Genomic DNA, 24,454 nt, shown 5'->3' with positions numbered 1-24,454 from the left:
GGGTCGGCTCACACCCGCCGCCGGCGTCGATCGGAGTCCCCCTGTGGCCGACGGAGTCGTCCCGGGGCGCATCATGGGCGGATGCCCGACCGGGAAGTCCGCGCGTTCACGGTGGTCCTCGCCGTGAAGGGGTTGTCGGACGCCAAGACACGCCTCGCCCCGGTCCTGTCCGCCGACGACCGCCGTGACCTCGTCCTGGCGATGGCCGCCGACACCGTCGCCGTCGTCCACGCCGCAGGCGCCCGGGACGTGGTGGTGGTGACGCCCGACGCGACCGTCGCCGCGGCCGCCCAGGCCGTCGGTGCCCGCGCTGTCGCCGACCCCTCGCCCGGCGCCCGGCCCGGCGCGCCGGGTCCGCTGAACACCGCCCTCGCCCATGGCGTGGACACCGTCCGCATGGCGGTCCCCGACGCCGTGGTGATGGTGGTCCAGGCCGACCTCCCCGCGATCCGCGCCGCGTCGGTCCGCGAGGCGCTCGCCGCCGCGGACGGTCACCCGCGTGCAGTCGTCCCCGATCGGTCCGGAGAGGGGACGGCGGCGCTCGTGCTGGCCGACCCCCTGGACCGCACGGTGCTGTTCGGCCGCGAATCCGCTGAGGCGCACCGGCTCTCGGGCGCGATCGACCTGACCGTCGGCGTCGACCGGTGGGCGGATCTGCGCACCGACGTCGACACCGTCGACGACCTCGCCGCAGCGACCCGGCTCGGCGTGGGTCCCCGCACCGACGCGGTGGTCCGGGGCCTCGGCGCCGCGCTCTGCCCCCACTGACCGCGACTCTGCCGTCCGCCGACGACGGAGCCCCGTGCCCCGGCGCGGACGCACCGGGATGGGTCATGATGTACCCGTGAGTTCACCGGACAGCCCGCAGACCGACTCCCCGCCGGACGGCGGGGAGATGACCTCGCCGGACGCCCCGACCACGCCGGCGGACACCGACACGCTGCCCGTCGCGCCCCCCGCGGCGACCCTCCTGCCCGACGAGACGGCCGATCTCCCGGACGACCGCTACCTCAACCGCGAACTGAGCTGGCTCGACTTCAACTCGCGCGTGCTGGCGCTCGCCGAGGACACGTCGTTGCCCCTGCTCGACCGGGCCAAGTTCCTCGCGATCTTCGCGTCCAACCTCGACGAGTTCTTCATGGTCCGCGTCGCCGGCCTGAAGCGCCGCGACGAGACGGGCCTGTCCGTGCGGTCGGCGGACGGTCTGTCGCCGCGCGCCCAGCTGTCGATGATCGCGCGTCGGACGCAGACCATCGCCGAACGCCACGCCCGGGTCTTCCTCGACTCGGTCCGTCCTGCGCTCGCCGACAACGACATCCACGTCACCTCCTGGTCGGACCTCTCCGACGCCGAGCGCGATCGGATGGCGGAGTACTTCCACGAGGAGGTGTTCCCGGTCCTCACCCCGCTCGCCGTCGACCCGGCCCACCCGTTCCCCTACATCTCCGGCCTGTCGCTCAACCTGGCCGTGACGGTGCGCGACGTCAACGAGGGCGGCGAGCACTTCGCCCGGGTCAAGGTGCCCGACAACGTCAGTCGCTTCGTCGAGGTCGACCGCCTCATGCCGCCGTCGGAGGGCAGCCCACGCACGCTGCTGCTGCCGATGGAGACCCTCATCGCCGCGCATCTCGATCACCTGTTCCCGGGCATGGAGATCGTCGAACACCACGTCTTCCGCATCACCCGCAACGCCGACTTCGAGGTCGAGGAGGACCGCGACGAGGACCTGCTGCAGGCACTCGAACGCGAACTCGCCCGGCGTCGCTTCGGCTCACCGGTGCGGCTCGAGGTCGCCGACGACATGAGCGAGCACATGCTCGAGCTGCTGTTGCGGGAACTCGACGTCAACCCCGCGGACGTCATCGAGGTGCCCGGCCTGCTCGACCTGTCGTGTCTGTTCCAGGTGTTCGGCCTCGACCGCCCGACCCTCAAGGACCGTCCGTTCGTCCCGGCGACACACCCCGCGTTCGGCGAACGCGAGACGCCGAAGTCGGTGTTCGCGACACTGCGCGAGGGCGACGTGCTGGTGCACCACCCCTACGACTCGTTCTCCACCAGCGTGCAGCGCTTCATCGAGCAGGCGGCGTCCGACCCGCAGGTGTTGGCGATCAAGCAGACCCTGTACCGCACGTCCGGTGACTCCCCGATCGTCAACGCGCTCATCGACGCCGCCGAGGCGGGCAAGCAGGTCGTCGCGCTCGTCGAGATCAAGGCCCGGTTCGACGAGCAGGCCAACATCAAGTGGGCGCGCCAACTCGAGCAGGCCGGCGTCCACGTGGTCTACGGGCTCGTCGGCCTGAAGACGCACTGCAAGACCTGCCTCGTCGTGCGTCGCGAGGGGTCGACCATCCGCCGCTACTGCCACATCGGCACGGGCAACTACAACCCCAAGACCGCCCGGCTCTACGAGGACGTGGGCCTGCTCACCGCCGCCCCGGACATCGGCGCCGACCTGACCGACCTCTTCAACACGCTGACGGGGTACTCCCGCAAACGGGAGTACCGCAACCTGTTGGTCGCGCCGCACGGCGTGCGATCGGGGATCGTCGCGCGGATCCAGGCGGAGATCGAACGGCACGCCGCGGGCGACACCCGTGCCCGGATCCAGTTGAAGGCCAACGCTCTCGTCGACGAGCAGGTCATCGACGCGCTCTACCGTGCGTCTCAGGCGGGTGTGCCCGTCGAGGTCGTCGTGCGCGGTATCTGCGCACTGCGACCCGGGATGCCCGGGGTGAGCGACAACATCACGGTGCGCTCGATCCTCGGCCAGTTCCTCGAGCACTCGCGCATCCTGCACTTCGGCGCGCTCGACGAGTACTGGATCGGCTCGGCGGACATGATGCACCGCAACCTCGACCGTCGGATCGAGGTGATGGCGCAGGTGAAGGACCAGCGGCTGACCCGCGAGCTCGGCGAGATCTTCGCATCCGCACTGGATCCCACCACGCGGTGCTGGGTGCTGGAGTCCAACGGCGGCTGGACCGCGTCCCCCGCCGCGGGCGAGGACGTCCGTGACCACCAACAGCAGTTGATGCGCCGGCATCACAGCAGGGCCGACTGAGGCGTCGCAGGGATGGCAACGCAGAAGCGCAGGGTGTTCGCCGCGGGCGGTGTCGTGTGGCGTCCGGTGTCGTCGTACGGCGGGGTCGAGATCGCGATGATCCACCGTCCCCACTACGACGACTGGACACTGCCGAAAGGCAAACGGGAGAGCGGCGAGAACCTCGTCGCCACGGCGATACGGGAGATCGCCGAGGAGACCGGCTGTCTGACCCGTCTCGGTCGGCGACTGACGACCGTCTCCTATGACGTCTCGGCGGGCCGCAAGGTGGTCCACTACTGGTCGGCCCGGTGGCTGGAGGGCGACTTCGTCGAGAACGACGAGGTCGACGAGATGCGGTGGGTCGACCCCGCGGAGGCGGCCGCGCTCGCCAGTTATCCCGCGGACCGCAAGGTGCTCAAGGAGTTCGGGCGACTGCCGGCCGATCTGCACACCGTCCTCATCGTCCGCCACGCGAAGGCGGGACGGGCGTCGCGCTACCGCGGAGACGACCGACTCCGCCCGTTGGAGCGGGTGGGCCGGTTGCAGGCGGAGAAGATCGTCGACCAGGGGCTCGCTTTCGGGGCCGAGCACGTCCACTCGGCGGACAGGACGCGGTGCCTGCAGACCGTGGAACCGCTGGCCCTCTCGCTCAACGCTCCCATCGTCGTCGAGCGCTCGCTCTCCGAGGAGGCGTACCGGGACGATCCCGGGCCCGCCCTGTCACGGATCCGGGAGCTCGCGGCGTCGGACGGTGTCCACATCGTGTGCAGCCAGGGGAAGGTCATCCCGGGCCTGGTGCACGCATGGACCGCGGAGCACGGCGTCACCCTGCCCCGGGCACGAAACCGTAAGGCCAGCATGTGGGTGGTGTCGATGCTCGACGGTGTGATCGTCGCCGCCGACCACGTGGACAGCCCGCTGCGCTGACCCCTGCGGGGCCCGGCAGCACAGACGACACGACCCCCGGGCGGTGGGAAGTCCCGCACGGGGGTCGTGAGGTCGTTCTGGGAGAACCGATCTAGCGCGCGCGAGCCTTCTTGGCGGGCGCCTTCTTGGCGGCAGTCTTCTTTGCCGGCGTGGTCTTCTTGGCCGCGGTCGTGGTCTTCTTGGCCGCGGTCGTGGCCTTCTTCGCCGGCGTGGTCTTCTTCGCCGCCGTCGTGGTCTTCTTGGCCGCGGTCGTGGCCTTCTTCGCCGGCGTGGTCTTCTTCGCCGCCGCAGTGGTCTTCTTGGCCGCGGTGGTCGTCTTCTTGGCGGCCGCGGTGGTCTTCTTCGCGGCGGTCGTCTTGGCCGCGGTGGCCGTCTTCTTCGCTGCGGCAGTGGTCTTCTTCGCCGCCGTGGTCGCCTTCTTGGCGGCGGTCTTCGTCGCCGTCGCGGTGCCGGTGCTGCCGCGCTTCACGGCGGGACCGGTGGCGCTGAGCTTCTGCTTGCCGGCGACGACGGCCTTGAACTGGGCACCCGGACGGAACGCCGGGACCGAGGTGGGACGGACCTTGACGGTCTCACCGGTGCGGGGGTTACGAGCCACACGGGCGGCGCGCTTGCGCTTCTCGAACACGCCGAAACCGGTGATCGTCACGCTCTCACCCTTGTTCACCGCGCGAACGATCGTGTCGACGACGTGCTCGACGGCGTCGGTCGCCGTGCGGCGATCGGTGTCCAACTTCTTCGTCAGCTCTTCGATGAGCTCTGCCTTGTTCATGGGTTCAACCTCCGCAAGCTGGTGGCCCACGTTGAGCCAGCTACAGCACACGGTAAACGTCGAGATGGCAAAGTTCCATGATCCAGGCACGAATTTCCTGGCGTGGCGCGAGAATATGGCCTCGTCGAGCTTAGAATGCGCTCCCCCGCAGCGCTCCTCGACCCCCGTCTAGAGGGTCGTCGGCTTCCACTGCGGCCGTGCGGTTTCGAACGCCGAAATCGCCTCTACCTGGCGCAACGTCAGTCCGATGTCGTCGAGACCCTCCATCAGACGCCACCGCGTGTAGTCGTCAATCGCAAAGCGCACCACCAGGTCACCGACGGTCACCGTCCGATCCTCAAGACTGACCGTGATTTCCGTGCCCGGGGTCTCCTCGAGGCGTTTCCAGATCAGTTCGACGTCCGACTGCTCAACCTCGGCGGCCACCAGACCCGCCTTCCCGGCGTTGCCGCGGAAGATGTCGGCGAAGCGCGCGGAGATGACGACACGGAAACCGAAGTCCGAGAGCGCCCACACCGCGTGCTCCCGCGAGGACCCCGTCCCGAAGTCGGGGCCCGCCACCAAGACCGACCCGCGCGACCACGGCTCGTTGTTGAGGATGAAGTCCGGGTCGGTGCGCCAGGCGGCGAAGAGGCCGTCCTCGAATCCCGTTCGGGTGACGCGCTTCAGGTAGACGGCGGGGATGATCTGGTCGGTGTCGACGTTGCTGCGACGGAACGGGACGCCGATCCCGGTGTGTGTGACGACGGGTTCCATGACGGTGCCTCTCGATGCTCTCGGTGTCAGTGGACGAGATCGGCGGGTGCGGCGAGACGCCCCCGGATCGCGGTGGCCGCGGCGACGGCCGGCGAGACCAGGTGTGTACGACCACCCTTGCCCTGGCGGCCCTCGAAGTTCCGGTTCGACGTGGATGCGCACCGCTCACCGGGGGCCAGCTGGTCGGGGTTCATGCCCAGGCACATCGAGCACCCGGCCTGTCGCCACTCGGCGCCCGCGGCACGGAACACCGCGTCGAGACCTTCGTCCTCCGCCTGCTTCTTGACCCGCATCGAACCCGGTACCACCAACATCCGGACGCCGTCGGCGACATGGTTGCCGTCCAGGACGCCGGCCGCCGCCCGCAGGTCCTCGATGCGGCCGTTGGTGCACGACCCGAGGAAGACCGCGTCGACGGTCACGTCCCGCAACGGGGTGCCCGGCACGAGATCCATGTACGTCAGCGCCTTCTCGGCCGCCTGCGCCTGGGTCTCGTCGGCCATCTGGGCCGGGTCCGGGACGGAGGCGCCGAGGGGGGCACCCTGTCCGGGGTTGGTGCCCCAGGTGACGAACGGCGTCAACGTCGACGCGTCGATGTGGACCTCGGCGTCGAACGTCGCACCGGGGTCGGTGCGCAGCGAATCCCAGTGGGCCACCGCGGCGTCCCAGTCCGCACCCTTCGGGGCGTGCGGGCGTCCGGCGAGATAGTCGTAGGTGGTCTGATCGGGCGCGATCATCCCGGCGCGGGCGCCCGCCTCGATCGACATGTTGCAGATCGTCATCCGCGCCTCCATCGAGAGCTTCTCGATGGCGCTGCCGCGGTACTCGAGCACATGCCCCTGCCCACCGCCGGTACCGATCTGGGCGATGATCGCCAGGATCAGGTCCTTGCTGGTGACCCCGACGGGCAGCTCCCCGTCGACGGTGATCGCCATCGTCTTGAAGGGCCGCAACGACAACGTCTGGGTGGCGAGCACGTGCTCGACCTCGGATGTGCCGATCCCCATCGCGATCGCGCCGAACGCGCCGTGGGTGGAGGTGTGGCTGTCACCGCACACGATCGTCATGCCCGGCTGGGTCAGACCCAGCTGCGGGCCGATGATGTGGACGATCCCCTGCTCGTCGTCGCCCATGGGGTGCAGACGCACACCGAACTCCTCGCAGTTGCGGCGCAGGGTGTCCACCTGCGTGCGCGAGACGGGGTCCGCGATGGGCTTGTCGATGTCGACCGTGGGGACGTTGTGGTCCTCGGTGGCGATGGTGAGGTCGGGCCGACGCACCGGGCGACCGGCGAGGCGGAGACCCTCGAATGCCTGCGGGCTGGTCACCTCGTGCACCAGGTGCAGGTCGATGTAGATCAGATCGGGATCGCGCTGACCGCTCGCATCCGCCTCTCCGGCCCGGACGACGTGCTCGTCCCAGACCTTCTCGGCCAGCGTCCGCGGAGCTGTCGTCTCCGGAGTACTCATGTCCGTCCCCACATTCGAGCGGTGTTTCACTATTCGGGAGGCTAGTATCGGCCTATGGGACATCCTAGCGCACCCCTGGACGCCCCCGGAGACGTCTCGGAGATGACGGTCAGCGGCGTCGGCGTCCTGGACAAGTCGGTGGCCGTGTTGCGTGCGATCGCCGAGCAGCCACGCAATCTCGGCGAACTGTGCCGGCGCACCGGTCTGCCGCGGGCGACCGCCCACCGCCTCGCCATGGGACTGGAGACCCATCGTCTCCTGGTGCGCGACAGCGCCGGCCGCTGGTGCCCGGGTCCCGCGCTGGCCGAACTGGCGGCGGGCGCGGGCGACGCCGTGCGCGACGCGGCGCTGATGGTGTTGCCCCGACTGCGTGAGATCACCGGGGAGTCGGTGCAGCTCTACCGACGCGAGGGCGCGCAGCGGGTCTGCGTCGCGGCGATGGAACCGCCGACCGGGTTGCGGGACACGGTGCCGGTGGGCGCACGACTCCCGATGACCGCGGGGTCCGGGGCGAAGGTGCTGCTGGCGTACGCGGATCCGGCGACGCAGCGCACCCTGTTGGGCGAGAGCACGTTCACCGACCGCTCCCTCGTCGACATCCGCCGGCGGGGCTGGGCGCAGAGCGCAGGCGAACGCGAGCCGGGGGTGGCGAGTGTCTCCGCCCCCGTCCGTGACGCCCGCGGCGACGTGGTGGCGGCGATCTCCGTGTCCGGGCCGATCGACCGGATGGGCCGCCGACCGGGCGCCCGATGGGCCGCCGATCTGCTCGCCGCGGCAGAGGCGATCCACTCGCGACTCGTCCACGGCTGACGCGACCCACACATCGGCCGAGGCCTGTGGGCCGGCGCGTAGGTTCACGGGAGAACCCGACCCGAGGAGGCCCCGTCGTGGGATCGAACCAGCGCGCACAGATCGTCATGGCCGACGACGAGATCGATCAGTTCCTGCAGCGGAGTCGCACAGCGACGCTGGCGACCCGCGGCAAGGACGGCGCTGTCCACCTCGTCGCGATGTGGTACGCGCTGCTCGACGGGGAGATCTGGTTCGAGACCAAGGCGAAGTCGCAGAAGGCGGTCAACATCCGCCGCGACCCGGCGGTGTCGGTGATGGTCGAGGACGGCGTGACCTACGACCGCCTGCGGGGCGTGGCCATCGAGGGCACCGCCGAGATCGTCGACGACCCCGACACCATCCTGCGGGTCGGCATCAGTGTGTGGGAGCGGTACAACGGCGAGTACACCGACGAGGTACGCCCCTTCGTCGACCAGATGATGAACAAGCGGGTCGCGGTGCGTGTGGTCGCCGACCGCGTCCGCAGCTGGGACCACGCCAAGCTCGGCCTGCCCGAGATGCCGGTCGCGGGGAGCACGGCCGCCTTCCTCTGACCGGGCCCCCGGCGGGGCGTGTACCGCGAACGATGGAGTGTGGGTGTCGGGCCCAGTCGGTAACGTCCGTTTCACGCTGTGTCGGAAACGAGGGGGATGAACCATGTCCACGTTCGAGGAGAGGTCGCGCTCGCGCGGCGAGGGTGCCGTGGAGACGGTCAGTTGGGGCGTCGACGGCGTCGAGTACGAGGTCGACCTGGATGCCGACTCCGCGCAGCGGTTCCGCGCCGAGATGCAGCAGTACCTGGATGCCTCGCGCCCCGTGCGCGCTCGGCGCGCCGGCTGAGCCGACCCCGGAGACGACTCGAGCCCCCCAACGATGTCGGGGGGCTCGTGCGTTGTAGCCCCGACGGGATTCGAACCCGCGCTACCGCCTTGAGAGGGCGGCGTCCTAGGCCGCTAGACGACGGGGCCAGGAACTTTCGTTCTGTGCTGCTCGGCTCGGCGGGGGTGACCCCCGGCGGGCTCCGAGAAGCGTATCGGCGCGACCCGACCGGACCAAATCAGTCCGATCGGAACTCGCGCGACGCTGGGGTACCAGGACTCGAACCTAGAATGGCGGTACCAGAAACCGCTGTGTTGCCAATTACACCATACCCCAATGGATGCTCTCCTCGATCGACTCGCGACCGGGGTGAGCGCCGTGGAAGAGGATAGCAAGGGCGTGCACCCTCACCACAAACCGGCAGTTCAGGCCCCGTTTTCGCAGTGGTCACGTCGCGCCGCGGACAGCCTCGCCAGGGTGCTGTCGCGGCCCAGGAGCTCGATCGACTCGAAGAGCGGCGGACTGATGTGGGAACCGGTGACGGCGACGCGGACAGGACCGAACGCCTTGCGCGGCTTGAGGTCGAGACCGTCGACCACGGCTGCCTTCAGTGCCGACTCGATCGCCTCCGTCGTCCAGTCCGTCACCGCCCCGATCGCGGCGTGCGCCGCGTCGAGGACCGGCGCGGCATCCGGTCCGAGGTTCTTGCGTGCGGCGGTCTCGTCGATCGTGAGATCGGCGTCGTCGGTGTAGAGGAACGCGATCAGCCCCCAGGCGTCACCGAGCACCTGGATCCGCGTCTGCACCAGCTCGGCGACGGTGGCGAACGCGGCCTCGTCGATCGACGCCGGCAGGAGCCCCGCCGAGTCGAGGAAGGCGCGCAGTCGACCGGCGAAGTCGGCGGGGGCGAGGCGGCGGATGTGTTCGGCGTTGATCGCCTCCGCCTTCTTCTCGTCGAAGCGGGCCGGGTTGGAGTTCACCGTGCGCACGTCGAACGCCGCGATCATCTCATCGAGGGAGAAGACGTCGTGGTCGTCGGCGATGCCCCAGCCGAGCAGGGCGAGATAGTTCAGCAGACCCTCGGGGATGAAGCCGCGGTCGCGGTGATGGAACAGGCTCGACTGCGGGTCGCGCTTGGACAGCTTCTTGTTCCCCTCCCCCATGACGAAGGGCAGGTGACCGAACTGCGGCACGGCGTCCGCGCGGCCGATGCGGATGAGCGCCTCGTACAGCGCGATCTGCCGCGGCGTCGAGGACAACAGGTCCTCGCCGCGCAGCACGTGGGTGATCTTCATGGCGGCGTCGTCCACCGGGTTGACCAGTGTGTACAGCGGGCGCCCGTCACCACGGGTGACCGCGAAGTCCGGCACCGTCCCCGCCCGCGCCGTCTGGGGGCCGCGGACGAGGTCGTCGAACATGATGTCGTGATCCGGCATGCGCACCCGGACCACCCCGGTGCGCCCCTCCGCGCGGTACCGCGCACGGTCCTCCTCGGTGAGGTCGCGATCGAAGTTGTCGTAGCCGAGCTTCGGATCGCGGCCCGCGGCCCGGTGACGTGCCTCCACCTCCTCGGCGGTCGAGAACGCCTCGTACGCCTCACCCGCGGCCAGCAGCTCCTGCACGATCTCGCGGTGGAACCCGGCGCGCTCGGACTGCCGGTAGGGCGCATAGGGTCCGCCGACCTCCGGTCCCTCGTCCCAGTCCAACCCGAGCCATCGCAATGCGTCGAGGAGCGCGTCGTAGGACTCCTGCGAGTCACGGCTGGCGTCGGTGTCCTCGATCCGGAACACGAACCGGCCATGCGTGTGTCGGGCGTGGACGTAGTTGAACAACGCCGTCCGCACGAGGCCGACGTGCGGGGTGCCGGTCGGGGACGGGCAGAAGCGGACGCGGACGTTGGTCGGTTGCGACATGCGCTCAGGCTATCGCCCGCCCGAGGAAGTCGATGAGGAGCCGGTTCACCTCGTCCGGCTGCTCGAGGTATCCGTAGTGGCCGGCGCGGGCGACCTCGTGGTACGCGGCCGTCGGGATCGCCTGTGCCACCTCGCGGGCGAGGTGCGGCGGCAGGGTCCGGTCGTCGGCGAACCCGATGACGAGCGACGGTCGGGAGATGGACCGGTAGGCCTGCAACCGGTCGGCCTCGTTGTCGTGCAGCTGCAACTGTGCGCGGACACCCGGGGTCCGCGCCTGCCCCGAGAACTCGATGATGTCGAGCCAGTCGCGCGCGGACGCGTCGTCGGCGAGGGTGTGCGGCGAGAGGTTCAGGTGCGCGGTGATCGCCGCGTGGTAGGCGTCCGGCAGGACGATGCCGCGGTCGATCATCTCGCGTTCGCCGCGGGAGATCGCCTCCTGCAGTGGACCGTTGCGTCCGTAGGTCGCGATCATCGCCGCGCAGCGGACCACGTCGGGACGGGCGAGGGTGAGTTCCTGGGTGATACGGGCGCCGAGCGAGGTGCCCACCACCGCGGCAGGACCGGCGCCGAGATGCTCGATGAGAGCGGCGGTGTCGGCGACCATGTCGGCGATCGCGAAGCCCTCGGGACACTCACTCGACGGGGCGATCCCCCGGTTGTCGAAGGTGACGACCCGGTAGCCGGCGCGCACCAACGCGGGCTGCTGATGGGCCTTCCACACACGGCCCGGACTCCCGGTGCCCATCACCATGACCACGAGTGGACCCTGACCGGCGTCCTCGTACGAGAGCGAGATGCCGTTGACGGCAGCCGTTCTCGGTGGGGTCGGCGGCACGTCAGCTCCGGTCGACGACGGGGTTGGTCAGCGTGCCGATGCCCTCCACGGTGACCGACACCTCCTGGCCCGCCGTCATCGGACCGATGCCCTCCGGTGTCCCGGTGAGCAGGACGTCGCCGGGGAGCAGGGTCATGATCGACGAGATCCACTCCACGACCGCGCCGATGTCGTGGAGCATCAGCGACGTCCGGCTGCGCTGCACGACCGCGCCGTCGAGCTCCGTGCGGATCTCGAGGTCAGACGGGTCGATCTCGGTCTCGATCCAGGGGCCGAGCGGGCAGAAGGTGTCGTACCCCTTGCCGCGGGTCCACTGACCGTCGGCCTTCTGCTGGTCGCGGGCGGTCACGTCGTTGGCGACGGTGTACCCGAGGATCGCGCTGCGCGCCTGCGACGCGGGGACGTCCTTGCACGGTCGCCCGATGACGGCCGCGAGTTCACCCTCGTAGTCGACACGGTTGGAGCTCGGCGGCCGGACGATCGGCACGCGCGGCCCGATGATGGAGGTGTTCGGCTTGATGAACACGACCGGATCGGCCGGGGCCTCGCCGCCCATCTCGGCGGCGTGCGCGGCGTAGTTCTTGCCGATGCAGACCACCTTGCTGGCGAGGATCGGGGCCAACATCCGCACATCCGACACCGCCCACGTCCGCCCGGTGAAGGTCGGCGTACCGAAGGGGTGTTCGGCGATCTCCCGCGCGCGGGCGTCGTCCCCGTCACCCTCGATCGCCACGAAGGCCACGCCGTCCGGACTCGCGATTCGTCCCAGTCGCATGGTGCCGACCCTATCCCACCGACCGGGACGGCCGTTCGCGGGAGGTGGTGAACGGGTACTACCATCCGAGACAGAGTTCTCACATCATGGGAACCCGACGGAGGTGGTCCGATGACGACGGCGACGCACACGACCCGACCGGTGACGGTGGGCGCCATGCGCCGGTGGGCCATGCTCGCCGCGTCGGTGCTCGGTGCCATGGCGACGACCTGCGCGGTGTCCGGTGCCGGGTTCCTCATCCCCACGCTGCACACCGAGGAGGGGCTGTCGATCGCGGCCGCCTCGACCCTCGCCACCGCCCCGACCGTGGGCCTGATGATCTCGATCATCCCGTGGGGCGCCGCGCTCGACCGGTTCGGTGAGCGCAGGATCCTGCTGATCTCCCTCGTGCTGACGGTGGTCGCGACCGCGGCGGCCGTCGCGGCGGCCGCCGCGGATCTGGGATATGTCGCGCTGGCGGCCACCCTCGTGGCCGGCGGCGTGGTGTCCGCCGCGACGAACGGTGCGAGCGGACGCATCGTCGTCGGCTGGTTCCCGCCGCGGCGACGCGGCACGGCGATGGGTGTCCGCCAGACGGCCCAGCCCCTCGGGATCGGACTGTGCGCGATGACGATTCCGGTCCTGAGCGCCGACCACGGGATCACCGTCGGACTCGTCGTCCCCCTGGTGGCCGCGGTCGTCGCCCTGGTGGCCGTGGCGGCGTGCGTGATCGACCCACCCCGGACCGCGACGACACCCGGCGCGGTCGCCGAGGGCGAGAACCCCTACCGCACTTCGCGCTTCCTGCCCCGGGTGCATGCCGTCAGCGTGTTGCTGGTCATCCCCCAGTCCACCCTGTGGACGTTCTCGTCGGCGTGGCTGATCGTGGGCCACCACTGGACGCCCGCCTCGGCGGGTGTCGTCGTGACCGTCGCGCAGTTCCTCGGCGCCGCCGGCCGGATCGCCGCCGGCCGGTGGTCCGACGTCTGGGGGTCACGGATGCGGCCCATCCGGGTCATCGCGATCGCGGCGGTCGTCATGTCGGCGCTGCTCGCCCTCGCCGACTGGGTGGGCAGCCCGGTGGCCGTCGTCCTGATGGTGGTCGCCACGGTGGTCACCGTCGCGGACAACGGCCTGGCGTTCACCGGCATCGCCGAGTACGCCGGACCCCGCTGGAGCGGTCGCGCCCTTGCCGTCCAGAACACCGGACAATTCCTCGCCACCGCGGCGACGACCCCGATCCTCGGTGCCGTGATCGGTGCAGCGGGCTTCCCGGCCGCGTTCCTGGCGATGGCGGTCGCACCCGTCATCGCGCTGCCGCTCGTCCCATCCGATCCGAACGCGTCCGACACGTCCCGGTCAGGTGGAGGCGGCCACGATGTGCGCGCCCCCGGCGCCACCGACGGGCGGGAGCCCCAGCAGCCGTGAGCGGATTGCGGACCGGTCGAGGTCGTCGACGGTGACGAAGCCCGCGGCGTCGAGCAGTTCACGCATCTGCAGCGGGTCGAGTGGTTCGGAGAGGGGCTCGCCCACCGATGCCGTGCGTTCCTCCAGGAGCGACGCCCGCTGTCGCGCAGTGTCGTCGGCGTCGGCGGACAAGGGCGCGCGGTAGTCGGCGACCACCTCGCAGTGCATCGTGCCGAGCGCGTTCAGCGTCGCGGCGACCGCGTCGCGACTGAGATAGGGCACGACCCCGAGCCACATGACCACCACCCGCTCGGTGGCGTCCACACCTCCGGCGTGAAGCGCGTCGAGCAGGTCGTCGCGTTCGAAGTCCACCGTCACGTGGCGGACGTGCGGCCCCTCCACGATGCCGGCGTCGTGTAGGCGGTCACGCTTCCACGCAGCGGTCGCCGGGTGGTCGACCTCGAAGGCCGTCACACCGGTGCCGCTCACACGATGTGCGAACGTGTCGAGACCCGCACCCAGGACGATCACCTGAGAGCACCCGTCCGCGATAGCGGCACGGGCGCGATCCTCGGCGAAGCGGTGCCGCGCGGCGATGAACAGCCGGAGCGCACGGTTCGGGTCGTCGCCGACCGATGCGAGGACCGCGGCCCTGTCGATGCCGAGGATCGCCCAGGCGAGCGGATCGCGGAACACCGCTCCGCCCTCGAGATCCTGGTGCAGCGCCCGGTGCCGCGCCGCACCGAGAGCGGTCGCGCTCGGCTGACCTTCTCGCACGGCTACGACCTGTCGCCGACGTCCACGGTGAACGCGGTCCCGCTACAACCGGGCGCGGATACGGGCGCCGGTCTCGGAGGTGCTCAGTGGTCCGGTCGCACGCTCGGCGAGGTCGGCCGCGACCGCGTCCTCGACACGCTGCGCGGCCTCGGTGTCGCCGAGATGGCGCAACAGCAACGCCACCGAGAGGATCGCGGCCGTCGGGTCCGCCTTCCCCTGCCCCGCGATGTCGGGCGCGGAGCCGTGGACCGGTTCGAACATCGACGGATTGGTGCCGGTGGCGTCGATGTTGCCCGAGGCCGCCAGCCCGATCCCGCCACTGACCGCGGCGGCGATGTCGGTGATGATGTCGCCGAAGAGGTTGTCGGTGACGATGACGTCGAAGCGCCCCGGATCGGTGACCATGTGGATCGTCGCGGCATCGACGTGGCAGTAATCCGTTGCGACGTCCGGGTACTCGCGTGCCACCTCGTCGACGGTGCGCTGCCACAGCGATCCGGCGAAGGCGAGGACGTTGGTCTTGTGGACCAGGGTGAGCTTCTTGCGACGCACCTGGGCACGCTCGAAGGCGTAGCGCACGACGCGCTCCACCCCGAATCGGGTGTTGAGGCTGACCTCGGTGGCCACCTCGTGCGGGGTGCCCGTGCGGATCGCCCCGCCGTTGCCGGTGTACGGCCCCTCGGTGCCCTCGCGGACGACGACGAAGTCGATCGCGGGGTCACCGACCAGCGGCACGGCCACGTTGGGGTACCGCACGCTGGGCCGCAGGTTGACGTGGTGGTCGAGTGCGAACCGCATCGTCAGGAGGAGCCCGCGCTCGAGGACTCCCGACGGGACCGACGGGTCACCGATCGCGCCGAGCAGGATCGCGTCGTGCTCGCGGATCGACGCCAGGTCGCTGTCGGTCAGCAGTTCACCGGTGCGGTGGTAGCGACGTGCACCGAGGTCGTACTCGGTGGTCTCGACTCCGTCGACGACGACGTCGAGCACCTGCAGTGCCTCGCCGATGACCTCGGGCCCGATGCCGTCACCGGCGATGACGGCGAGTCTCACGTGAGGTCCACCTGTCGGATCAGGGTTGCGGACACGGCGTCGGCGATGGCGTCGACGACGGCGGCCGGGATCTCCCGGTCCACGCGGAGCAGCACGGTGGCGCCCCCGCCCTCGGCGTCCTGCGACAACCCGGCGGCGGCGATGTCGATGCCGGCGTTGCCGAGCAGCGTGCCGATCTTGCCGAGCGTGCCGGGCTTGTCGCCGTAGCTGACCACGAGGTTGCGGCCCTCGGCGCGCAGATCGAAGTTGCGGCCGTTGATGGTGACGATCTTCTCCACCTCCGCGGGCCCGCTGAGCGTGCCGGCCACGTTCGTGGTGGTCCCGTCACCGAAGACGGCCTTCACGTCGACGAGGCTGCGGTGGGCGGGGCTCTCGGTGGCGGTGACCACCTCACTGGTGACACCACGTTCCTGCGCCACGGTGGGGGCGTTGACGAACGTCACCGGGTCCTCGAGGACCGCCGAGAAGAGACCGCGCAGCGCGGACAGTCCCAGGACGTCGACGTTGCGGGCGGCGAGCTCACCGCGCGCCTCCACGGTGATCGACGTCGGGATCTGACCGGACACCGCACCGACGAGGACGCCGAGCTTGCGGACCAGCTCCAGCCATCCCCCGACCTCCTCGTCGACGGGACCACCGGTGATGTTGACGGCGTCGGGGACGAAATGTCCGGCGAGCGCGAGCCGCACGCTCTTGGCGACATCGGTGCCGGCACGGTCCTGCGCCTCGGACGTCGACGCGCCGAGGTGCGGGGTCACGACGACCTCGGGGAGCTCGAAGAGGGGGCTGTCGGTGCACGGCTCGGTGGCGAACACGTCCAGACCCGCGCCGCGGACCTGACCGGAACGGATCGCGTCGGCGAGCGCGGCCTCGTCGATGAGTCCGCCGCGCGCGGCGTTGACGATGATGACGCCCTTCTTGGTGCGGGCGAGCTGGTCGGCCCCGATCATGCCGAGCGTCTCGGGCGTCTTCGGCAGGTGCACGGTGAAGAGGTCGGCGCGCTCGAGGAGCTCGTCGAGCGAGACCAGCTCGATGCCGAGCTGGGCGGCGCGTGCCGGGGAGACGTAGGGGTCGTAGGCGATGATCTGCGTCTCGAACGCCGCCAGGCGCGCGGCGACGAGCTGCCCGATCCGGCCGAGGCCGACCACGCCGATCGTCTTGCCGAAGATCTCGACGCCGTTGAAGCTGGAGCGCTTCCACTCGTGGTTGCGCAGCGTGGCGTCGGCGGCCGGGATCTGGCGCGCGGCGGCGAACATCAGGGAGATCGCGTGCTCCGCTGCGGTGTGGATGTTGGAGGTGGGGGCGTTGACCACCATGACGCCGCGCTCGGTGGCCGCGGGGACGTCGACGTTGTCGAGTCCGACGCCGGCGCGGGCGACGATCTTCAGCTTCGGGGCCGCCGCGAGGACCTCGGCGTCGACCGTGGTGGCCGACCGGACGAGGATCGCGTCGGCGTCGGCCACGGCGGCGAGAAGCGCAGGACGGTCCGGGCCGTCCACCCACCGCACCTCGACGTCGTCGCCGAGCGCCTCGACGGTGGACGGTGCGAGTTTGTCGGCGATCAGGACGACTGGTCGACCGGAAGTGCTCACGCGGGGTTCTCCTGAGGATGTCGGTGCCGGGGGCGGCGGCGCGTCCGGGGGACGCACGCGCCGCGATCAGCTTAGAGGTCACGTCGTCGCAGCCGACAGGCGCGCGGTGCGTGACGCCCGGTACCGGACCGGTCACGAAGTGGCGGTGTGACGACGGTTACGGATACATTGCCCCTGACCCGCGTACGACGGATCGATTTCCTGCTGGGTCGGGGACGAGGACTGGAGCACCCATGGTGAAGAAGCTGGCAGTGATGGTTGCCGTCGTGGCAGCCGGACTGCTGACGATGCTGGGTGCCGGTGCGGCGTCCGCTGCGCCGAACATCCCGCTCGGCGGCGGTTCGGGGATCATCATCGTCAAGAGCGGTGACAGCGGTTCGGCCTGCACCCTGACGACCATCGGCAACGACGGCGCCGGGCGACTGATCGGTCTCACAGCCGGCCATTGCGGCGAGGTCGGCCAGGCCGTCTTCTCCGAGCGGTTCGGCAACCGTGGCCAGGCCGGTCGGATCATCGTGTCCAACAACGACCTCGACTTCGACGTGATCGCGTTCGACCGCGCCAAGGTGGCGCCCCTGCGCACCGTCGGCAGCGTCACCATCCGCGGGATCCAGACCGCGGCACCGCAGTTCCCGTCGGTGCTGTGCAAGACGGGCCGCACGACCGGCTCGACCTGCGGTGTGACCTTCTTCTCCGACAACGTCTCCCACTTCAGCGCGGTCTGTGTCGCCGAGGGCGACTCGGGCAGCCCCGTGGTGATCGGTGACCGCCTGATCGGCATGGTGAACGCCTACTACTTCACCGCCTGCATCGGTCCGGAGACCGGATCGAACATCGGGCCCATCCTGAACGCGATGAGCCGGGCGGGCGTGACGAACTTCCGCGTCATCTGACCCCACCACGACACGAGAGCCCCGCCGGACGCCGGCGGGGCTCTCGTCGTCTGTACGGCAGTGTGTTTCGCATGCCCTGGAGGCGTTCGCACGCTCCGGTGACGTTCGCATGCCCCCGGCTCCATGCGAGTGACGCGCGAGCGTGCGAACAGCAAGCCGGCTTGCGAACGCGGGGCAACCGGCAACCTACCGCTGTCCGAACAGGTTTCGGCACGCTCGGCGGCGCGTTTCGGCACGCTCGGCGGCGCGTTTCGGCACGCTCGGCGGCGGGTTTCGGCACGCTCGGCGGGGGCTGCGGCACCGCGGACGACGAGAGCCCCCGCCGGCGTCCGGCGGGGGCTCTCGGGTGGAGCGGAAAGCCTGTGTCAGGCGGTCTCGGTGATCGGCCGGTCGACCCAGCTCATCAGGTCACGCAGCTTCTTGCCGGTCACCTCGATGGGGTGCTCGGCGTTCTTGGTGCGCAGCGACTCCAGCTCCTTGTTGCCGCCCTCGACGTTGGCGACGAGGCGCTTGACGAAGGTGCCGTCCTGGATGTCCTTGAGGATCCCGCGCATCCGGTCCTTGGTGCCGTCGTCGATGACACGCGGGCCCGACAGGTATCCGCCGAACTCCGCGGTGTCCGACACCGAGTAGTTCATGCGCGCGATGCCGCCCTCGTACATCAGGTCGACGATGAGCTTGAGCTCGTGGAGCACCTCGAAGTAAGCCATCTCCGGCGCGTACCCGGCCTCGACCATGACCTCGAAGCCCGTCTTGACGAGCTCCTCGGTGCCGCCGCACAGCACGGCCTGCTCACCGAAGAGGTCGGTCTCGGTCTCCTCCTTGAAGGTGGTCTTGATGACGCCTGCGCGCGCGCCACCGATGGCGGCGGCGTAGCTGAGCGCCAGCGCCTCGCCCTCACCCTTGGGGTCCTGCTCGACGGCGATGAGACAGGGAACGCCCTTGCCGTCGACGAACTGGCGGCGCACCAGGTGGCCGGGGCCCTTCGGGGCGACCATGCCGATGGTGATCGACGCGTCGGGCTTGATGAGCCCGAAGTGGATGTTCAGGCCGTGGCCGAAGAACAGTGCGTTGCCGTCCTCCAGGTTGGGCGCGATCTCGTCGGTGAAGATCTGCGCCTGCGAGGTGTCCGGGGCCAGCAGCATGACGACGTCGGCCCACTTCGCGGCCTCCGCGGCCGACATGACCTTCAGACCCTGCTCGGACGCCTTCTCCCGCGACGCGCTGCCCTCGCGCAGACCCACGGCGACGTCGACGCCGGAGTCACGCAGGCTCAACGAGTGCGCGTGTCCCTGGCTGCCGTAGCCGATCACAGCGACCTTGCGGCCCTGGATGATCGACAGATCGGCGTCGTCGTCGTAGAACATCTCGACTGCCACTGGTGTGTCCCTTCACTTGTCGACGGGTGTCGTCGAACTGCGGTTGCGCCTGCGGTGCAGACGCGGTGTGCGATTGCTACGTCTCAGCGCGTGGCCGAGATGCTCTTGGGTCCACGTCCGAGCGCGACCGCGCCCGACTGTGCGATCTCGCGGATGCCGTACGGATCGAGCATCCGCAGCAGCGCCTCGAGCTTGTCCGCCGTACCGGTCGCCTCGATGGTGACCGATTCGGTGGACACGTCGATGACCTTCGCGCGGAACAGGTCCACGACCCCGGTCACCTCGGTCCGCGTCGACGCGTCGGCACGGACCTTGACCATCATCAGCTCCCGCGACACCGAGGTGTCGGGGTCCTGCTCGACGATCTTGATGACGTTGATCAGCTTGTTGAGCTGCTTGGTCACCTGCTCGAGCGGGAAGTCCTCGACCGAGACGAGGATCGTCATGCGCGAGATCCCCTTCAGCTCGGTCGGTCCCACGGCGAGCGACTCGATGTTGAAGCCGCGCCGGGAGAACAGCGACGAGACACGGGCGAGGACGCCGGGGCGGTCCTCGACCAACACGCTGAGAGTGTGCGTCGTCCTCACAGTGCACTTCCTGTCGGGGAGTTGTTCGAGTCGTCGGGCTTGGCGGCGGTGTCGACGACGATCGGCTCGGCGACGGCCTCGTCCTCGTCGAACAGGGGTCGGATCCCCTTGGCCGCCATGATCTCGTCGTTGCCCGTCCCCGCGGCCACCATGGGCCACACCTGGGCGTCGGCACCGACGATGAAGTCGATGACCACGGGGCGGTCGTTGATCGCCCGGGCCTGCGCGATGACGTCGTCGACATCGGCCTCGTTCTCGCAGCGGAACGCCGCGCAGCCCAACGCCTCCGCGAGCTTGAGGAAGTCCGGGATGCGACGGGAGTGCGTGGCCAGATCGGTGCTCGAGTACCGCTGGTCGTAGAACAGCGTCTGCCACTGCCGCACCATGCCGAGGTTGCCGTTGTTGATCAGCGCGACCTTGATGGGAATGCCCTCGATGGCGCAGGTGGCCAGCTCCTGGTTGGTCATCTGGAAGCACCCGTCACCGTCGATGGCCCACACCTCGGTGTCGGGGGCGGCCATCTTGGCTCCCATGGCGGCGGGGACGGCGTAGCCCATCGTCCCGAGGCCACCGGAGTTCAACCACGTGCGCGGCTTCTCGTAGGAGATGAACTGCGCGGCCCACATCTGGTGCTGACCGACCCCGGCGCAGTAGATCGCGTCGGGCCCGGCGGCCTTGCCGACCGAGGAGATGACGAACTCCGGCGACATCGACCCGTCGGACGGGCGGTCGTAGCTCAGCGGGTAGGTACGCCGGATGCCGTCGAGGTACGACCACCACTGCGTGAGGTGGGCGGCGGCGTTGCTGGTCGCGCGCTCGTCGCGGATGGCCTCGATCAGCTCGGAGATGACCGCGCGGCAGTCGCCGACGATGGGGACGTCCGCGTGGCGGTTCTTGCCGATCTCGGCGGGGTCGATGTCGGCGTGGATGACCTTCGCGTCGGGCGCGAACGACGACAGCTGGCCGGTCACGCGGTCGTCGAAGCGGGCACCGAGGGTGATCAGGAGATCGCTGCGCTGCAGACCGGCGACCGCGGCGACGGTGCCGTGCATGCCGGGCATGCCCAGGTGCTGGGGGTGACTGTCGGGGAACGCCCCGCGAGCCATCAGCGTGGTCACGACGGGGATACCGGTCAGCTCCGCGAGCGCGAGCAGTTCCGGCGCCGCCTCGGCCTTGATCACGCCACCGCCGACGTACAGCACCGGCTGCTTCGCCGCCGAGATCATGCGGGCGGCCTCGCGCACCTGCTTGCCGTGCGGCTTCGTGACCGGTCGGTAGCCCGGCAGGTCGATCTGCGGCGGCCACGTGAAGGTGGTCTGCGCCTGCAGGACGTCCTTGGGGATGTCGACGAGGACGACGCCGGGGCGTCCGCTCTCGGCGATGTGGAACGCCTCGGCCATGACCTGGGCGATCTCCGCGCCGGAGGTCACCAGGAAGTTGTGCTTGGTGACCGGCATGGTGATGCCGGTGATGTCGGCCTCCTGGAACGCGTCGGTCCCGATGAGGCTGCGGCCCACCTGGCCGGTGATCGCGACGACCGGGACCGAGTCCATCTGCGCGTCGGCGAGCGGCGTGATGAGGTTGGTCGCGCCGGGCCCCGAGGTGGCCATGCAGACGCCCGCGCGTCCGGTGATCTGCGCGTATCCGGTCGCCGCGTGTCCCGCGCCCTGCTCGTGGCGGACGAGGACGTGGCGGACCTTCTCCGAGTCGAGCAGTGGGTCGTAGACGGGCAGCACGGCGCCGCCCGGGAGACCGAAGACCACGTCGACACCGAGCTCCTCGAGCGAGCGGACCACGGCCTTGGCGCCGCTGACGCGCTCGGGTGCCACGGTGGCACCGACGGTGCGGGGGCGGGCCGACGGGGCCGGCCGCGCCGAGGGCGCGGTGCCGCCGACGGCCGTGGCCGCGTCCGTGGGACGTGATGCTGGTGCGCTCACTGCACTTTCCTCTGCTGGTCAGGGAATCGAGTACGAGATGTCGGGCAACAAAAAACCCCCGACAGCCAGCGGCTGTGCGAGGGTGGCGCGTCGCTCGGTGAGGGGGCTCGAAGAAACCCGGTCAGGCGTTGACGCGCCGGCCGAGTACGAGAATGTCACGGAGGATCACGCAGCAAAGGTAGGTCGCGGCGCGTACACCAGTCAACTTGCTGGTAACGCCGTCTCACATACTGAGAACTCGCACGGTTGGTGCGACAATCGACCACGTGTCCGCTTCCGATCCCGAGACCACCACGACCACCGAACCGGTCGTCTTCCGCATCTCGCCGATGGCCTACTTCGGCCCCGTCATGATGATGGTGAGCGCGCTGGTGCTGGCCGGGGCCTCGCTGGTCTACCTGGGCTGGACCCTCGTCGTCCCCGTGCTCGTCGCCGCCTGGATGTACCGCATACGAACGGTCGCCACACCCGACGGGATCCGCGCGGTCGGCTCGCTGCGGACCCGCGAGATCGCATGGGCGGATCTGACCGGGTTGTCGTTCCCGCGGTGGGGATCGGTCCGGGCGGTCCTGGAGGACTCGTCCCGCGTGCGACTGCCCGCGGTGGCGTTCCGGGATCTCCCGCGCCTGTCGGAGGCCAGCGGCGGCAGGATCCCCGATCCTTATGCCGCCCGCCCCGAGACCCGCACCGCGGAGTCACAGACCGCCGACTGAGCGAGGCGCCGGAGAGGCCACCCCACCTCGCAAGACCGTCGACGGGCGGTTCGTGGGGCGGCGTAGTCTTGCCTGGCGCTTGCGGAGGTCGTGACGAGTCCGCGCGCGGACTCCCCACCCCCATCACCGCATCGAGGTAGACCAATGCCGCCGTTGAGATCACGCACCACCACTCACGGACGCAACGCCTCCGGCGCCCGATCGCTGTGGCGCGCGACGGGCATGACGGACGACGACTTCGGCAAGCCGATCGTGGCGATCGCCAACTCGTACACCCAGTTCGTCCCCGGCCACGTGCATCTGAAGGACGTCGGCGAGATCGTCGCCGAGGCGGTCCGCGCGGCCGGTGGCGTCGCCCGCGAGTTCCACACCATCGCCGTCGACGACGGCATCGCCATGGGTCACGACGGGATGCTGTACTCGCTGCCGAGCCGCGAGATCATCTCCGACAGCGTCGAGTACATGGTGAACGCCCACACCGCGGACGCACTGGTGTGCATCTCCAACTGCGACAAGATCACCCCCGGGATGCTGAACGCGGCGATGCGCCTGAACATCCCGACCGTCTTCGTCTCCGGCGGGCCGATGGAGGCCGGTAAGTCCGTCGCGGTCGGCGGCGTCGTGCACCCGTCCTCGGATCTGATCACGACCATCTCGGCGTCGGCGAACGACGCCGTCGACGACGCCGCCCTCGACGAGGTGGAACGGTCCGCCTGCCCCACCTGCGGTTCGTGCTCGGGGATGTTCACCGCGAACTCGATGAACTGCCTCACCGAGGCGCTCGGACTCGCGTTGCCCGGCAACGGTTCCACGCTCGCCACGCACGAGGCCCGGCGGGCGCTGTTCTCCCGGGCGGGGTCGGTCGTCGTCGACGCCGCCATGCGGTACTACCGCGACGGCGACGAGGGCGTGCTGCCGCGCAGCGTGGCCACCGCGACCGCCTTCCGCAACGCCATGGCTCTCGACGTGGCCATGGGCGGTTCCACCAACACGGTGCTGCACATCCTGGCCGCGGCGCAGGAGGGCGAGGTGGAGGACTTCGACCTGTCGGTCATCGACGAGATCAGCCGTTCGGTGCCGTGCCTGGCGAAGGTCTCGCCCAACTCCGACTACCACATGGAGGACGTGCACCGCGCCGGAGGGATCCCGGCGATCCTCGGTGAGCTGCGGCACGCCGGTCTCATCGACCCGTCGACGCGAACGGTCCACTCCCCCACGCTCGGTGACTTCGTGGACGACTGGGACATCCGTGGCGGATCCGCCACGGACGACGCCGTCGAGCTGTTCCACGCGGCGCCCGGCGGCGTGCGCACGACGACACCGTTCTCCACCGCGAACCGCTGGAGTTCGCTCGACACCGACGCCGCGGGCGGGTGCATCCGGGATCTGGCGCACGCCTACACCGCCGAGGGCGGGCTGTGTGTCCTGACCGGGAACCTCGCGGTGGACGGTGCGGTTCTCAAGACCGCCGGGATCGACGAGGACCTGTGGCACTTCCAGGGACCGGCGCGGGTCGTCGAGAGCCAGGAGGCCGCGGTGCAGGTGATCCTCAGCAAGACGATCCAGGCCGGCGAGGTGCTCGTCGTGCGCTACGAGGGCCCGTCCGGCGGGCCCGGGATGCAGGAGATGCTGCACCCGACCGCCTTCATGAAGGGCACCGGGATGGGCAAGAAGTGCGCGCTCGTCACCGACGGCCGGTTCTCGGGTGGGTCGTCCGGCCTGTCGATCGGCCACGTGTCGCCCGAGGCGGCGGCCGGCGGCGACATCGCCCTGGTCGAGGACGGCGACCAGATACTCGTCGACGTGAAGACCCGTCGCCTGGAGATCCTCGTCGACGACGAGGTCCTGGCCGAGCGCCGCGCGAAGATGGAGGCCTCCGAGCGGCCGTGGCAGCCGCGCGAGCACCGCGAACGGAAGGTCACCACCGCCCTGCGCGCGTACGCGAAGCTCGCGACGTCTGCCGACCGAGGTGCCGTCCGTCGCGTCGACTGACACGG

The 24,454-nt window shown here is 70.0% G+C and carries 22 protein-coding genes and 2 tRNA genes; 10 read left to right on the top strand and 14 right to left on the bottom strand.

Annotated elements, in window-relative coordinates:
• The first annotated feature begins 81 nt into the window (after positions 1–81).
• From cofC to LX14_RS14150, 3 genes are all read left to right on the top strand, one after another.
• A complete protein-coding gene (gene cofC / locus LX14_RS14160) occupies positions 82–768 on the top strand; it encodes a 2-phospho-L-lactate guanylyltransferase (protein ID WP_253647799.1) in 687 nt (228 codons plus the stop codon).
• 127 nt (positions 769–895) lie between these two features.
• Positions 896–3,061: an RNA degradosome polyphosphate kinase gene (locus LX14_RS14155; protein WP_253648030.1), complete on the top strand. Its 2,166-nt coding sequence runs from the start codon at positions 896–898 to the stop codon at positions 3,059–3,061.
• A gap of 12 nt (positions 3,062–3,073) precedes the next feature.
• A complete protein-coding gene (locus tag LX14_RS14150; protein WP_253647798.1) occupies positions 3,074–3,970 on the top strand; it encodes an NUDIX hydrolase in 897 nt (298 codons plus the stop codon).
• 91 nt (positions 3,971–4,061) lie between these two features.
• On the opposite strand, the gene LX14_RS14145 is transcribed toward LX14_RS14150, so the two are convergent.
• The 3 genes from LX14_RS14145 to leuC all read right to left on the bottom strand — a co-directional run bounded on the left by LX14_RS14145 (position 4,062) and on the right by leuC (position 6,967).
• Entirely contained in the window at positions 4,062–4,742 is a 681-nt protein-coding gene (locus LX14_RS14145; RefSeq protein ID WP_253647797.1) for an HU family DNA-binding protein, read from the bottom strand.
• Positions 4,743–4,910: 168 nt separating this feature from the next.
• Positions 4,911–5,498: a 3-isopropylmalate dehydratase small subunit gene (gene leuD, locus LX14_RS14140; RefSeq protein ID WP_253647796.1), complete on the bottom strand. Its 588-nt coding sequence runs from the start codon at positions 5,496–5,498 to the stop codon at positions 4,911–4,913.
• 26 nt (positions 5,499–5,524) lie between these two features.
• Positions 5,525–6,967, bottom strand: coding sequence for a 3-isopropylmalate dehydratase large subunit (leuC, locus tag LX14_RS14135; RefSeq protein ID WP_253647795.1), 1,443 nt, complete (start codon positions 6,965–6,967; stop codon positions 5,525–5,527).
• A 54-nt stretch (positions 6,968–7,021) separates the two neighbouring features.
• Here leuC and LX14_RS14130 point away from each other — a divergent pair, with 54 nt between their 5' ends.
• The 3 genes from LX14_RS14130 to LX14_RS14120 all read left to right on the top strand — a co-directional run bounded on the left by LX14_RS14130 (position 7,022) and on the right by LX14_RS14120 (position 8,638).
• Positions 7,022–7,777 (top strand): IclR family transcriptional regulator, encoded by a 756-nt coding sequence (locus LX14_RS14130; protein WP_253647794.1) that lies wholly within the window; start codon positions 7,022–7,024, stop codon positions 7,775–7,777.
• Between the two features lie 77 nt (positions 7,778–7,854).
• Positions 7,855–8,352, top strand: a complete 498-nt coding sequence (locus tag LX14_RS14125) for a PPOX class F420-dependent oxidoreductase (RefSeq protein WP_253647793.1) — start codon at positions 7,855–7,857, stop codon at positions 8,350–8,352.
• 103 nt (positions 8,353–8,455) lie between these two features.
• Positions 8,456–8,638 carry an Lsr2 dimerization domain-containing protein gene (locus LX14_RS14120; protein WP_253647792.1) on the top strand — a complete coding sequence of 61 codons (183 nt, stop codon included), beginning with the start codon at positions 8,456–8,458 and terminating at the stop codon, positions 8,636–8,638.
• 55 nt (positions 8,639–8,693) lie between these two features.
• On the opposite strand, the gene LX14_RS14115 is transcribed toward LX14_RS14120, so the two are convergent.
• The 5 genes from LX14_RS14115 to LX14_RS14095 all read right to left on the bottom strand — a co-directional run bounded on the left by LX14_RS14115 (position 8,694) and on the right by LX14_RS14095 (position 12,140).
• Positions 8,694–8,766, bottom strand: a tRNA-Glu gene (locus LX14_RS14115).
• 115 nt (positions 8,767–8,881) lie between these two features.
• Positions 8,882–8,953 (bottom strand) — tRNA-Gln (locus LX14_RS14110).
• A gap of 89 nt (positions 8,954–9,042) precedes the next feature.
• Positions 9,043–10,530, bottom strand: a complete 1,488-nt coding sequence (gene gltX, locus LX14_RS14105; protein ID WP_253647791.1) for a glutamate--tRNA ligase — start codon at positions 10,528–10,530, stop codon at positions 9,043–9,045.
• A 4-nt stretch (positions 10,531–10,534) separates the two neighbouring features.
• Complete coding sequence (locus LX14_RS14100; protein WP_253647790.1) at positions 10,535–11,365, bottom strand: alpha/beta fold hydrolase; 831 nt, start codon at positions 11,363–11,365, stop codon at positions 10,535–10,537.
• A gap of 1 nt (position 11,366) precedes the next feature.
• Complete coding sequence (locus LX14_RS14095; protein WP_253647789.1) at positions 11,367–12,140, bottom strand: fumarylacetoacetate hydrolase family protein; 774 nt, start codon at positions 12,138–12,140, stop codon at positions 11,367–11,369.
• Between the two features lie 111 nt (positions 12,141–12,251).
• On the opposite strand from LX14_RS14095, the gene LX14_RS14090 reads away from it, so the two are divergent.
• Positions 12,252–13,547, top strand: a complete 1,296-nt coding sequence (locus LX14_RS14090; protein WP_253647788.1) for an MFS transporter — start codon at positions 12,252–12,254, stop codon at positions 13,545–13,547.
• Here LX14_RS14090 and LX14_RS14085 read toward each other — a convergent pair.
• From LX14_RS14085 to serA, 3 genes are read right to left on the bottom strand one after another with little or no spacing between them, the layout of a single operon-like run.
• Complete coding sequence (locus tag LX14_RS14085; protein WP_253647787.1) at positions 13,479–14,303, bottom strand: class I SAM-dependent methyltransferase; 825 nt, start codon at positions 14,301–14,303, stop codon at positions 13,479–13,481. The genes LX14_RS14090 and LX14_RS14085 overlap by 69 nt on opposite strands.
• Before the next feature lie 42 nt (positions 14,304–14,345).
• Positions 14,346–15,356 (bottom strand): 3-isopropylmalate dehydrogenase, encoded by a 1,011-nt coding sequence (locus LX14_RS14080; protein ID WP_253647786.1) that lies wholly within the window; start codon positions 15,354–15,356, stop codon positions 14,346–14,348.
• A complete protein-coding gene (gene serA / locus LX14_RS14075) occupies positions 15,353–16,948 on the bottom strand; it encodes a phosphoglycerate dehydrogenase (protein ID WP_253647785.1) in 1,596 nt (531 codons plus the stop codon). Before serA ends, LX14_RS14080 begins: the two co-directional genes overlap by 4 nt.
• 233 nt (positions 16,949–17,181) lie before the next feature.
• Between serA and LX14_RS14070 the strand changes: the two genes are divergently transcribed.
• Positions 17,182–17,841 carry a chymotrypsin family serine protease gene (locus LX14_RS14070; protein WP_253647784.1) on the top strand — a complete coding sequence of 220 codons (660 nt, stop codon included), beginning with the start codon at positions 17,182–17,184 and terminating at the stop codon, positions 17,839–17,841.
• A 365-nt stretch (positions 17,842–18,206) separates the two neighbouring features.
• Here LX14_RS14070 and ilvC read toward each other — a convergent pair whose 3' ends face one another.
• The 3 genes from ilvC to LX14_RS14055 all read right to left on the bottom strand — a co-directional run bounded on the left by ilvC (position 18,207) and on the right by LX14_RS14055 (position 21,744).
• Positions 18,207–19,208, bottom strand: a complete 1,002-nt coding sequence (gene ilvC / locus LX14_RS14065; RefSeq protein WP_253648029.1) for a ketol-acid reductoisomerase — start codon at positions 19,206–19,208, stop codon at positions 18,207–18,209.
• A 95-nt stretch (positions 19,209–19,303) separates the two neighbouring features.
• Entirely contained in the window at positions 19,304–19,807 is a 504-nt protein-coding gene (gene ilvN / locus LX14_RS14060) for an acetolactate synthase small subunit (RefSeq protein ID WP_253647783.1), read from the bottom strand.
• The gene (locus tag LX14_RS14055; protein ID WP_253647782.1) at positions 19,804–21,744 is read right to left on the bottom strand and encodes an acetolactate synthase large subunit; all 1,941 of its coding nucleotides are present in this window, start codon (positions 21,742–21,744) and stop codon (positions 19,804–19,806) included. The genes ilvN and LX14_RS14055 overlap by 4 nt, the downstream gene beginning before the upstream one ends.
• A gap of 266 nt (positions 21,745–22,010) precedes the next feature.
• On the opposite strand from LX14_RS14055, the gene LX14_RS14050 reads away from it, so the two are divergent.
• Positions 22,011–22,457: a PH domain-containing protein gene (locus LX14_RS14050; protein ID WP_253647781.1), complete on the top strand. Its 447-nt coding sequence runs from the start codon at positions 22,011–22,013 to the stop codon at positions 22,455–22,457.
• 144 nt (positions 22,458–22,601) lie between these two features.
• The gene (ilvD, locus tag LX14_RS14045) at positions 22,602–24,449 is read left to right on the top strand and encodes a dihydroxy-acid dehydratase (protein ID WP_253647780.1); all 1,848 of its coding nucleotides are present in this window, start codon (positions 22,602–22,604) and stop codon (positions 24,447–24,449) included.
• Positions 24,450–24,454: the final 5 nt, after the last annotated feature.

The organism is Williamsia deligens, assembly GCF_024171765.1.
In the GTDB taxonomy this organism is placed as follows: domain Bacteria; phylum Actinomycetota; class Actinomycetes; order Mycobacteriales; family Mycobacteriaceae; genus Williamsia_A; species Williamsia_A deligens.
Note: the sequence above shows the minus strand (reverse complement) of the source record. Positions and strands in the feature narration are given on the sequence as shown.